The organism is Streptomyces sp. NBC_01314 (genome assembly GCF_041435215.1).
GTDB lineage: Bacteria > Actinomycetota > Actinomycetes > Streptomycetales > Streptomycetaceae > Streptomyces.
The window spans coordinates 10,084,965-10,096,250 of record NZ_CP108394.1; the positions used below are offsets into that span (position 1 = coordinate 10,084,965).

The following is an 11,286-nucleotide window of genomic DNA, read 5'->3' on the forward strand; positions in this document are numbered from 1 at the left end:
CTGCGTGAACGGCACCACTCGCGCGGGGAGTTCGTCACGTCGCCGCCCCGCAGGCTCGCCAGGGGGTGCGGACGCCGTCCGCCACGTGGTGCGGGACCCGGGATTTCGGACGGGGTTGCCCGGCCGGAAGCGGTTGCCCGCCGACTCGCCACCGAGGCCGTGCGGTACGTGGACACGGCCATCGCCAGCACCCTGTGCCAGGTGCTGGAGGCGGGCCCGCTGCCGGGGTGCGTGCCTTCCTGGCCCTGTGGGGCCGTCGAACGCCGGTCCTGAGGGCGACACCTACGGCGGGACCGACGCCGCCGAGTCCGGTGCGGCGCGTGGCCGTCAGTCCGTGCGCCCCAACACCGTCTCGATCAACTCCCGCCGGTACGCCGTGTACGCGGCCCGCAGCTCGGGGCCCGGCCACCGCTCCGGCAGGAGTTCGGAGGGGAGGACGGGGTCGGCCAGCAGATGCCGTACGGCGGCAGCGAGGGCGGTGAAGCGGTCGGCCGGCAGACGGTTCCGCTCGATGTGGGCGAGCAGTGCCTCGGCGGTGGCGGCCCAGGCCTCCAGCGGCCACAGGCTCGCCGACAGGTCCTCGGCGGTCATGCCGCCGGTGGCCTGGTCGGGGCGGCCAGTGAAGTGCTGGACCATCGGGCCCAGGTTCGGCGGCCGGGTGGGGCGGAGGTTGGCCGGGCGTAGCCACACCCCTTCCCGTAGCTCGGCGAGCCGTAGGGCCGTCAGGCGTGTGCGGAGGTCGGCGCGGTCGGCGGGGCGGCGGCCGGTCGTGGTGACGACGACCATCTCCCAGTCGCCGTTCCACGGCCGCGTCTCGGGGTGCACCGACGCGTCCTGACGGCGTTGGCGGTCGAGGAGCCGGTCGCTGAGGCGGTAGACGGCGTCCGCGCGACGCAGGTCCCCCGCCGACACCATTCGGCTGAGCGCGGCCCGCAGCGTGGACCCCGCGACCCCGAAGGCCTCCACGTGCCCCACCAGATCCTTCACGGGCAACTCGGGCGGATGCATGCCCAGCAGCAGGCTGAGGACGACCGACCGTGCGGACAGCGGCCGCAGTTCGAGCTCGGTGGGCCGCCCCGGCACGTTCGTCTGCATGACCCCGTACTGTACGGGGCGCGCGATCGTTGTTACGTCATGGCTGCGATCGCAGGAATAATGTAATACTCGCCGCATGGTCTCGATACTCGCGCACACGCAGCCGCAGTACGCCACCCACGACGTCACCAACCAACCCCCGCCCCTCGCCACGTACGACGCCTCCGAGGACGTGGCGCTGCTGGAGGGGCTGCGCCGGGAGGGTGCGGAGTGGGCCGAGAAGGACATCCGGCGGCTGGGGCTCATCGCCGGCGGCGCCGAGGCACAGGAGTGGGCCGAGCAGGCCAACCGGCACGTGCCGGAGCTGCGCACCCACGACCGCTTCGGCAACCGCGTCGACGAGGTCGACTTCCACCCCGGCTGGCATCACCTGATGCGGACCGCGGTGAGCGAGGGCCTGGCGGGCGCGGCCTGGGCGGACGGCCGGCCCGGCGCCCATGTCGCGCGCATCGCCGGCGCCCTGGTGTGGGGCCACACGGAGGCCGGGCACACCTGCCCGACCTCGATGACGTACGCCGTCGTGCCCGCGCTGCGCCGGCAGCCGGAGCTGGCCGCCGTGTACGAACCGCTGCTGACCGGCCGCGCATACGAGCCGGACCTGCGGGTGCCCACCGAGAAGCGTGGCCTGCTCGCCGGGATGGGCATGACCGAGAAGCAGGGCGGCAGCGACGTACGCGCCAACACGACGGCGGCGACACCGAGCGCCGAGCCCGGTGTGTACACCCTGCGCGGGCACAAGTGGTTCACGTCGGCGCCGATGTGCGATCTGTTCCTGGTGCTGGCCCAGGCGCCGGACGGGCTGACCTGTTTCCTGGTGCCGCGCGTCCTGCCCGACGGCAGCCGCAACGTCTTCCGCATCCAGCGGCTCAAGGACAAGCTGGGCAACCGCTCCAACGCGTCCTCGGAGCCGGAGTTCGACGGCACCGTGGCCTGGCGGGTCGGGCCCGAGGGGCAGGGGGTGAAGACCATCATCGAGATGGTCAACTGCACCCGGCTCGACTGTGTGATGGGCTCGGCTACGCTGATGCGCAGGACGCTCGTCGAGGCGGGCCACCACGCGCGGCACCGAAGCGCGTTCGGGGCGCGGCTGCTCGACCAGCCTCTGATGCGCAACGTCCTGGCCGATCTGGCGCTGGAGTCCGAGGCGGCCACGACCCTCACCCTGCGGCTGGCCGGCGCTGCCGACCGGGCGGTGCGCGGAGACGAGGGCGAGCGGATGTTCCGCCGCATCGCCACCGCCGTCGGCAAGTACTGGGTGACCAAGCGGGGCCCGGCCTTCACCGCCGAGGCGCTGGAGTGCCTGGGCGGCAACGGCTACGTCGAGGACTCGGGCATGCCCCGCCACTACCGCGAGGCACCCCTGCTGTCGATCTGGGAGGGCTCGGGCAACGTCAACGCCCTCGACGTACTGCGGGCGTTGACCCGCAACCCCGGCACCGCGGAGGCATTGTTCGCCGAACTCGCCCTGGCCCACGGTGCGGACACCCGGCTCGACGCGGCCGCCGCCCGGCTGAAGGACGAGGTCCGCGTGGCCGACCAGGCCGGCGCCCGGCGTCTGGTGGAGCGCATGGCCCTGATCCTGCAAGCCTCCCTGCTGGTCCGGCACGCCCCGCCCGCGGTCGCCGACGCCTTCTGCGCGACCCGGCTCGACGGCGACTGGGGGTACGCCTACGGCACCCTCCCGGGCTCCGCCGACCTGGACGGAATCCTGCGGCGAGCGCTGCCGGCCGGGTGACGGCGCAGCGGCGGCCTCACATCCGGCCGACCCGGCGACCGTGGCCTCAGGCGCCGACGGCCGTACGGATCGCCGGGGCCTTCTCCTCGGCGAGCACGCCACCGGCGATGAGGCGGAGGATCGCCAGGACTCCGGTGCCCGAATCCCAACCGCCCTCGTCGATGCCCCGGAAGACCCACCACGTCGGCGCGGGCTTCGGAACACCGCAGGCTTCGGCCTGCGCGGCCAGGATCCGCCCCGCCGATGACCAATGTTCCAGCGGGCGCGGGCCGACGAGAGGACGATCGTACTGGCTGCATATCGCGGTAAGGTAGCCCTAAGTGGACATGTGTCCGCCAGTGCCGTGGGTGTGTCAGGGCGGAGGGCGAGTGGTGTCGACGGGTGAGGTGTCCCAGCGGTCCGACGCGCAGCGGAATCGTGAGCGCATCCTGGAGGTGGCGCTGGCGGAACTGTCCCGTTCCGCCGATGTGCCGCTCAGCGCGATCGCCAAGAAGGCGGGCGTCGGGCAGGGCACGTTCTACCGCAACTTCCCCAACCGCGAGGCGCTCGTCCTGGAGGTGCACCGTCAAGGGGTGCAGCGACTCGTCGACAGTGCGGCCGAGTTGGCGCGGACCCGGGAGCCCGACGAGGCCCTGCGGGAGTGGATGGACGGCCTCGCCCGCTACGCCACGGCCAAGGCGGGTCTGGCGGACGCGCTGCGCCGGGCCACCGCCGCGACGGGCGGGGCCCCGGCGAAACCCGGATACCCGCTCCTGGGCGCCGCGATCGAACTCCTCCTCAAAGCCAACCACGAAGCCGGCACCATCCGTCCGGGAGTGACCGCCGACGACTTCGTCCTCGCCATCGCAGGTATCTGGCAGATAGACCCGCAGGGAGACTGGCAACCCCGTGCGGACCGTCTCTTCGACCTCGTCATGCGCGGCCTGCGCACGGGAGCGCCCGGCCGGAAGTAAGGCCACCGGGGCGGTTCGGCGCTTCAGGACCGGGCCGGGGTGTGGCGGACGACGGATGTACGTGGACTCCGGGTCGCAGGGGAAGCGGGTACCGGCGGGCGCGTCCACCGCGTCGGAGCTGAGCAGGTTCAGTGCCGCGCGTACGTACACGTCCAGTCGCTCGGCGGAGGCGGAGGCGGAGGCGGACGCGGAGGTGTCGGCGGCGGGCGTGGGCGTGGGCCGATCGACGGAGCCGACGGGATCGTCCAGGGAGATCGCGGCGCGGTAGGCGGCCGGCGGCGACGCCGGAGGCTGTGCCTCACGCCGGGTCGAGCCGTCGTACGGGTGGGGTGTACGGGGTGTGCGGGATCGTCACTGCGGGGTCCGCAGGACGTCCGCGAGGGAGCGGGCGGGGTGGCCGGTGAGATCGGGGACGGCGGTGCTGACGCCGTCGAGTTCACCGGTCGCGATGGCCGTGTAGGTGGAGACCCAGGCGTCGAGCTGCCAGGGCGGGGCGTTGTAGGAGGCGCGGGACGCGTACGCCTCCTCGATCGTCTCGGGCCGGTAGCGGACCGGGCGCCCCAACTGCTCGGAGACGATGGCGGCTGCCTCGTCCAGGGTGAGCGACTCGGGGCCGGTCAGGTCGTACGTCGTGCCGGCGTGGTCGCCGGGCCGGGTCAGGACCGTCGCGGCGGCCTCGGCGATGTCGTCCTGGGAGACGAAGGCGGCACGCCCCTGCCCGGCGGGACCCCGGATGACACCGTCCTGCCCGGCCAGGTGGGGGACGATCTCCGCGTAGAGGTTGTCGCGCAGGAAGGTGTGGGTGAGGCCGCTCGCCCGGATGTGCTCCTCGGTGTGGAAGTGGTCGCGTGCGAGGGTGAAGGTGGCATCGGGCGCGGCGCCGAAGAAGGACACGTACACCAGGTGCCCGACGCCTGCCTCCACGGCGGCGTCGACGAAGGCCTGGTGCTGGGCGACCCGGTCGGCGCTCTCGGAGGCGGACACCATGAACACGGTCCGCGCACCGGTGAGGCAGCGCACGACGGCGTCACGGTCGCCGAAGCCGCCCCGGACCGCCGTCGCGCCGGACAGCTTCGGCGCGCGCTCGGGGCTGCGTACCAGCAGCCGCTGGGCCTCGCCCCGTTCGGCCAGCAGGCGGGCGACGCGCCCGCCGAGGCGTCCCGTGGCTCCGGTGACCACGATCGCCGGGTCGGTCGACTCGGTCGGTTCGAAGGGCTCGGTCGGGTCCGTCGGTTCGGTGGGCTCGGCCGGGCGGGTCTGTTTCGAGGGGTCGGTCATGGTGCCATCACGTCCTGGTGGGTCGATGTACTTGTCGATGTACTCGCGGCACGACCGCGCGCTCTCACGCGTCGAGCGTGTCCAGTAGAAGGTCCGCTCCGAACGGTACGGACAGGGCGCGGTCCCCGAGGTCGGCGGGGGACCTCCGGGTGGTCCGGGTTCACCCGGACCAGGCGCGCCCCGGGAGTGTGCGGTACGACGTTCTCCAGGGGCCACCGGATCACGCCGGGGGTCGGAGCTGCTGGCGCTGGAGCGCGTTCAAGAGCGTTTTGGTGAGCGGGGGTGAGTGCGGGGGGTTGGTGTGGTGTCGCGCACCTCGGCCGTGGGGTCACTTTTCGGCAGGGAACTGACGTTCTTTCGTCGAATGCGTGACCTTCCTGGGTGGTGCTCGTTTCCCAGGGCGACAGGATCCGTGGGGTGGCGTCGGGTGGGGGTGACGGGGTGGGTGAGTTGAGGAGTGTGGCGGCGTCGTTCGTCGCGTCCGGTCCGAGCGGTGTGGCCGTCCGGGCTCGCCTCAAGGATCTGACGCCGGGCGATGAGAAGGTGCTGCGTCTGGTGGGTGCGCATCTGGGGTCGCTGGCCTCGAAGGACCTCAGGACACGGTGCCGGGACGGCCTGGTGCATTCCGGTGAGTCGTGGGCGGTGCGGAAGCGGGAGCTGACGCCACTGTCGTCGTCGCGGTGGGCGGGCAGCATCACCAAGGCCTCGCACGATCAGTGGGCGCTGGCCCGGCGTTGCCAGTCGGCGCACATCCAGAACCTGGAAGCCGGTGTCCGTACCGTCGAGGACCGGTTGTCCCTGCCGGTCGGGCAGAAGGGGACGAGGAAGGCTCCGGGGGGTTACCGGTCCCGGCGGGAGTGGCACGCGAAGTCGAGGCGGCTGCGGGTGCTTCAGGACCGGCTGACTGCCGCGCGGGCCGACCGTGAGGCCGGCATCGTGCACGTCGTGCGCGGCGGCAAACGCCTCGCCCGTACCCGGCGCCACCTGGAGGCGGCCCAGCTCACCAAGTCGCAGTGGCGGGGGCGGTGGGAGGCGGAGCGCTGGTTCTGCCAGGCGGACGGTGAGTCCGGCAAGCGCTACGGCAACGAGACCATCCGCATCAGCCCCGACGGCGAAGCGAGCATCAAACTCCCCGCGCCGCTCGCGCATTTGGCGAACGCCCCGCACGGCCGCTATGTGCTGGCGTGCCGGGTCACGTTCGCGCACCGGGGCGGCGAGTGGGCGGACCGCGTCGCGGCCAACCGGGCGATCGCCTACCGCATCCACCTGGATACAGGCCGGGACCGCTGGTATCTGACGGCCTCCTGGCAGGAACGGTATTGAATCCGGCGCCGATCCCCTGGGGCGTTCCCTACGAGAACTGCTGATCACGCTCGGGCAATGGGCAGTCGCCCACGAGGCCGATGTGCTGACCGCACGGGCCCGCTACGACGCCGCATACTGACCGGCTCAACAGGGTGGCCCTCACTCGTTGTGCAGCACCTCCGCGACCGTCAGCCGTGCCGCGCGGCGAGCCGGGATGTACGCGCCCAGGACGGCGATGGCCAGGCCCGCGAGGGCGAGGCCGGCCAGGGCCGGGGCGTTCCAGACGTCCGTCATGTACGACGGCAGGGTGATGTCCACCGCGTCCGCCATACGCGGTACGACCAGCTGGTGGCCCGCCATGCCGAGCGGGATGCCGAGGAGGGAGCCGAGGGCGCCGAGCAGTGCCATCGAAGCCACCGTCATCACCGTGACCTGGCGTGGTGTCATGCCGATGGACTTGAGCATGCCCAGGTCGCGGCGGCGGTCGCGGGTGTTGAGTACGGCGGTGTTGAAGACGCCGAGGGACGCGACGGCGGCGAGGAGGAGGGTGAGCGCGGTGGCGGAGCCGATGATGGTTTGGGTGACGGAGTTGGAGCCGGTCGGCGACGGGCTGAGACCTGGATCGGCGGCAGCGGCGGCCTGGGCGTAGGTGTCCGGGTCGGCGCCGTCACGGAGCTTGACGTGGTAGGCGATGGGCTTCTCGTGCGGGGCCACGGACCGCATCGTCGACCAGTCGGCGACGACGACACGGGCGTTGGTCTCCATGAACTCCCCGACGATGACCACGTTCGCACCGCGATCGCCCTTCTCCACACGGAGGCGGTCGCCGATGCTCAGCCCGTTCTTGCGCAGGAAGGCCGATCCGGCCACGACCTCACCGGTGTCCCGGATCCACCGGCCCTCGGTGAGCAGGCTGTCCATCCGGGGCCGGTCGCCCCGGCGGGCTTCGAGCCACAGCTTCTCCGTCGAACCCGCCAGGCGGGCTTCGGTGTTGGCCCTGGAGGTGACCTCGCGCGCGTCGGGCAGCGAGCGCAGCAGGGAGTGCAGTGCGAGGTCGTCATGCACCGGCTTGGTCTCCTTGCCGTTCGCGAACTTCCCTACGTAGACCGTGACTTGGTAGGCGTCGCGACCCGCGTTGCCCAGCCGGTCCATCGTCGTGGCCAGGCCGGTCGCGAAGGTCACGGTCGTCACACCGAGGACCACGGCGGCGAGCGTGAGGGCGCTGCGGCCCGGCCGCGCGAACGGCAGGCCCAGCCCGAGGCTCACCGAGCGCGGCAGCCGGCTGCCCGCCAGCCGGCGCTGGACGCCGAGCGCCCGCCCGGCGCGCGGCGCGCTGCCCGCGCTGATCGCCCGCGCGGCGGACAACCGGTAGGCGCGCGCCGAGGGCGCGAGCGCGGCGAGGAGGCACAGGGCGGGCATGCCGGCCAGGGCGAGCACGTTCACCCAGGGCGCGAGCGAGACACTGTCGTGGAACACCCCCGCGTCCGGCCCCGTGAACACGAATTCGAGCAGAGGCCGTGCCGCCAGATTGCCCGCGGCGGTCCCGAGCACACAGCCGAGTACGGCGGGGACGGAGACCATCACGAGGTAGACGGCCACCACCTGCCCCGGCGTGAACCCCAGCGCCTTGAGGATGCCGATGTGCCGGAAACCGGAGACCACCGCGCCGCTGACCACATTGGCGACGATGAGCACGGCCACCAGGATACCGAGAATGCCGAAGGCCAGCAGATAGGGCGCGTACGCCCGCGCCGAACTGCCTATCTCCTCCTTGAGGGTGAGGTACGACCGTGAGCCGATCAGCGCGTCCTTCGGCAACTCCGCGGTCACCGTGGCCAGTTGGGCCCTGAGCCGGTGGTCCGACGAGGCGTCCTCGAAGCGGAACAGCATCTGGGTGGAGGTGGGGTCCAAGGCCTCGATCTGCCCGGGGGCGACCCAGGCGTCGGCGGTGCGGCTCAGGCCGAAGGCGAAGCCGACCACGGTGAGGGCCGGGCCCGAGGGCACCTGGAGCTTCTTGCCGAGGTCGTCCGCCGTCCAGTCCGACTGCCGGTTGAGGACGACCTCGCCGGGCCCGGTGGCCCAACGGCCCGCCCACAGGTCCAACCGGTCCACCGGGCCCCCGGGGCCGCCCCGCCCCACGACCGTGAGCTCGCTGCCGAGGCCGTAGTTCATCGCCTCCCTCGGCAGCTCGACGGTGGCCCGGGCGAAGGGACCGGCGCTCGCCGCCACCCCGGACTGCCGTACCGCACGCTTCAGTCGGCCGTCCGAGACCTTCGCCGAGTCGAACGCGGCGACCACGTGCGGGCCGCGCTGCTCGCCGAAGACCCTGTCGAACGGGGACGAGGCCGCGTCGACCAGGCCGAGCGCCACCACGATCGCCGCCGTCGAGGTCAGCGTGACCAGGCCGATCACCAGCGTCTGGAGCCTGCGCCGCCGTACCGCCGCGCGCGCGGCCCGCCACACGGCCCTCATACGGACGTCTCCAGGGTGTGTTCGCCGGTCACCCGGCCGTCGGTGAACTCCACCAGGCGGCTGGCGCAGCGCCGGGCGAGCTGCTCGTCGTGGGTCACCAGGATCAGGGTCTGGCCGATCTGGTTGAGATCGAGCAGCAGGTCCATCACCTGCTCTCCCGACCGGCGGTCCAGCGCTCCGGTCGGCTCGTCGGCCAGCAGCAGGGCCGGCCGGTTCATCAACGCCCTTGCCACGGCGACGCGTTGCCGTTCGCCGCCGCTGAGCACCGCCGGGTAGGCGTTGCGCCGGTCGGCTATGCCGAGCTCGTCGAACAGCTCCAGTGCGCGGCGGCGGGCCTGCCGGGCCGGGGTGCCGGTCAACTGGGCGGCCAGCGCCACGTTGTCGAGCGCCGACAGGTCGTCGATGAGGTTGAAGAACTGGAAGATCATGCCGATGCGGCGCCGCCGGTACAGGGCGAGCCCCTTCTCGCTCAGTTCCCCCACGCTCTCCCCGTGCACCACCACCGTGCCGCCCGTCGGACGGTCCAGACCGGCGATCATGTTCAGCAGCGTGGACTTTCCGCACCCCGAGGGGCCCATCACCGCGACCGCCTCCCCGGCCCGGATCTCCAGCGACACCCCGTCCAGCGCCGTCGTCTCCCCGTACTCCTTGCGCACACCGTCGAGCCGTACGACGGCTTCTCCTCTGTTGTCCTCAGTGACCATGTACCGGACGCTAGGCGAGGAGCGCGGCCGGGACATCCCTCCCCGGATGGCATCGGGTCGCGTACCTCATCCCGCAGATGCAGAGGCCCGCATCCCGGGGCTGATGCGCGGCGGCGGGCCGGTCTGCGAAGGTGAACCCCATGTGGGAGTGGGGGTCTGACGGTCCGGCGGCGGCGTCGGGGGTGGCGTGCGTGGCCGCGGCATGGCTGGCGGTGGCGCTGGCGCGCACGCGGCGCCGCTGGCAGAAGGCGGTGGGGGAGCGCGGCTGGTTGCTCGAACGGGAACGGGAGAGTGCCGCGCGGACCGCGATCGCGGCCGAACGCGACCGTATCGCAAGGGAGTTGCACGACATCGTCAGCCACAACGTCAGCCTCATGGTCGTCCAGGCGGGGGCCGCGCGCGAGGTGCTGGGCACCATGCCGGACGAGGCCGCGGCGGCCCTGCTGGCCGTCGAGGACGCGGGGCGCGGCGCGATGACCGACCTACGGCATCTGCTGGGCCTGCTCGCGCCCTCGCAGAACGGCGACGACGAGGACGAGGGCAGGGCCGGGGAGAGGGACATCGACTCCGGCGTGGTCCGACCGGGCGGTGACACAACCGACTTGGCACCTCAACCCGGACTCGACCGGCTCGGTCCGCTCGTCGACCGGATCTCGTTCGCCGGTCTGCCCGTGGAGGTACGGATCTCCGGTGAGCCGCGCCCGTTGCCGCAGGGCGTCGACGTGACGGCGTACCGGATCGTGCAGGAGGCGCTCACCAACGCGCTCAGACACGGCGACGGCGGCAAGGCCGAGGTCACCGTGCGGTACGCCGACCACGCGCTGCGCGTCGAGGTGCTGAACACCGGCCCCAGCGTGCTGACCGGCGGCACCTTCACCCAGCCGCACCCCGTACGGCCTGCTCCGCGCCACCGGGACGGCACCGGGCGCGGGCTGCTGGGTCTGCGTGAGCGGGTCGCGGTGTACGGCGGCGACCTGGACGCCCGGCGCCGCCTCGGCGGCGGCTACCGGGTCCGGGCACGCATCCCCCTGGACCGGCCGTGACGGCGGCGGACACGGTGTCGGCGCCCCGGGTGCTCGTCGTCGACGACCAGACGCTGATCCGGACCGGGTTCCGGCTGATCCTCACCGCCCGGGGCATCGAGGTGGTGGGGGAGGCGGCCGACGGTGCGGAAGCGGTGGCGATGGCCCGTGAACTGGCACCGGACGTCGTGCTGATGGACATCCGGATGCCGAACATGGACGGCCTGGAGGCCACCCGCCGCATCCTGGACCGGGCTCCGGACTGCCGGGTGCTCATGCTCACCACCTTCGACCTGGACCGTTACGTCTACGCGGCCCTGTCGATCGGCGCCAGCGGCTTCCTCCTGAAGGACGTCACCCCACAGCACCTCGCGGCCGCCGTACGGCTGGTCGACACCGGTGACGCCCTGCTGGCCCCCACCATCACCCGGAGGCTGGTGGAACGCTTCGCCACGGAAGCCGCCCACCCCTCGACCGCGCACGCCGACCTCCAGGCCCTGACGCCCCGAGAACTGGAGGTCCTGACCCTCCTCGGCCGCGGCCTGTCCAACACGGAACTCGCCGCCGAGCTCACCCTGAGCGAAGCCACCGTGAAGTCCCACGTGGCCCGCATCTTCGCCAAGCTCAACCTGCGCGACCGCGCCCAGGCAGTCGTGATCGCGTATGAGAAGGGGCTGGTCAGAGCCAGGGACTACTGAGACGGCGGGGGAGCGCCGCGTCAG

The 11,286-nt window shown here is 72.4% G+C and carries 9 protein-coding genes and 1 pseudogene; 6 read left to right on the forward strand and 4 right to left on the reverse strand.

Features of this window, described 5'->3' with window-relative positions; genetic code table 11:
- Window positions 1-327: 327 nt before the first annotated feature.
- Window positions 328-1,095 carry a PaaX family transcriptional regulator C-terminal domain-containing protein gene (locus OG622_RS44350; protein WP_371582672.1) on the reverse strand — a complete coding sequence of 256 codons (768 nt, stop codon included), beginning with the start codon at window positions 1,093-1,095 and terminating at the stop codon, window positions 328-330.
- 76 nt (window positions 1,096-1,171) lie between these two features.
- Here OG622_RS44350 and OG622_RS44355 point away from each other — a divergent pair, with 76 nt between their 5' ends.
- From OG622_RS44355 to OG622_RS44365, 3 genes are all read left to right on the forward strand, one after another.
- Window positions 1,172-2,830, forward strand: coding sequence for an acyl-CoA dehydrogenase family protein (locus tag OG622_RS44355; RefSeq protein ID WP_371582673.1), 1,659 nt, complete (start codon window positions 1,172-1,174; stop codon window positions 2,828-2,830).
- Window positions 2,831-3,156: 326 nt separating this feature from the next.
- Window positions 3,157-3,783 (forward strand): TetR/AcrR family transcriptional regulator, encoded by a 627-nt coding sequence (locus tag OG622_RS44360; RefSeq protein ID WP_371582674.1) that lies wholly within the window; start codon window positions 3,157-3,159, stop codon window positions 3,781-3,783.
- 55 nt (window positions 3,784-3,838) lie between these two features.
- Window positions 3,839-4,051, forward strand: coding sequence for a hypothetical protein (locus tag OG622_RS44365; protein ID WP_371582675.1), 213 nt, complete (start codon window positions 3,839-3,841; stop codon window positions 4,049-4,051).
- Window positions 4,052-4,134: 83 nt separating this feature from the next.
- Here the strand turns inward: OG622_RS44365 and OG622_RS44370 are convergent, their stop codons facing one another.
- Window positions 4,135-5,061: an SDR family oxidoreductase gene (locus tag OG622_RS44370; RefSeq protein WP_371582677.1), complete on the reverse strand. Its 927-nt coding sequence runs from the start codon at window positions 5,059-5,061 to the stop codon at window positions 4,135-4,137.
- A 441-nt stretch (window positions 5,062-5,502) separates the two neighbouring features.
- Between OG622_RS44370 and OG622_RS44375 the strand changes: the two are divergent.
- Window positions 5,503-6,372 (forward strand): annotated as a pseudogene (locus tag OG622_RS44375) (IS200/IS605 family accessory protein TnpB-related protein); the annotation flags it as partial.
- A gap of 153 nt (window positions 6,373-6,525) precedes the next feature.
- Here OG622_RS44375 and OG622_RS44380 read toward each other — a convergent pair.
- On the reverse strand, window positions 6,526-8,838 hold the full coding sequence (locus tag OG622_RS44380; RefSeq protein ID WP_371582679.1) for an FtsX-like permease family protein: 2,313 nt from the start codon (window positions 8,836-8,838) through the stop codon (window positions 6,526-6,528).
- Window positions 8,835-9,542, reverse strand: a complete 708-nt coding sequence (locus OG622_RS44385; protein WP_371582681.1) for an ABC transporter ATP-binding protein — start codon at window positions 9,540-9,542, stop codon at window positions 8,835-8,837. Before OG622_RS44385 ends, OG622_RS44380 begins: the two co-directional genes overlap by 4 nt.
- Before the next feature lie 140 nt (window positions 9,543-9,682).
- On the opposite strand from OG622_RS44385, the gene OG622_RS44390 reads away from it, so the two are divergent.
- Both OG622_RS44390 and OG622_RS44395 read left to right on the forward strand, forming a co-directional pair.
- Window positions 9,683-10,585: a sensor histidine kinase gene (locus tag OG622_RS44390; RefSeq protein WP_371582683.1), complete on the forward strand. Its 903-nt coding sequence runs from the start codon at window positions 9,683-9,685 to the stop codon at window positions 10,583-10,585.
- Complete coding sequence (locus OG622_RS44395) at window positions 10,582-11,262, forward strand: response regulator (protein WP_371582685.1); 681 nt, start codon at window positions 10,582-10,584, stop codon at window positions 11,260-11,262. The genes OG622_RS44390 and OG622_RS44395 overlap by 4 nt, the downstream gene beginning before the upstream one ends.
- Window positions 11,263-11,286 lie beyond the last annotated feature (24 nt).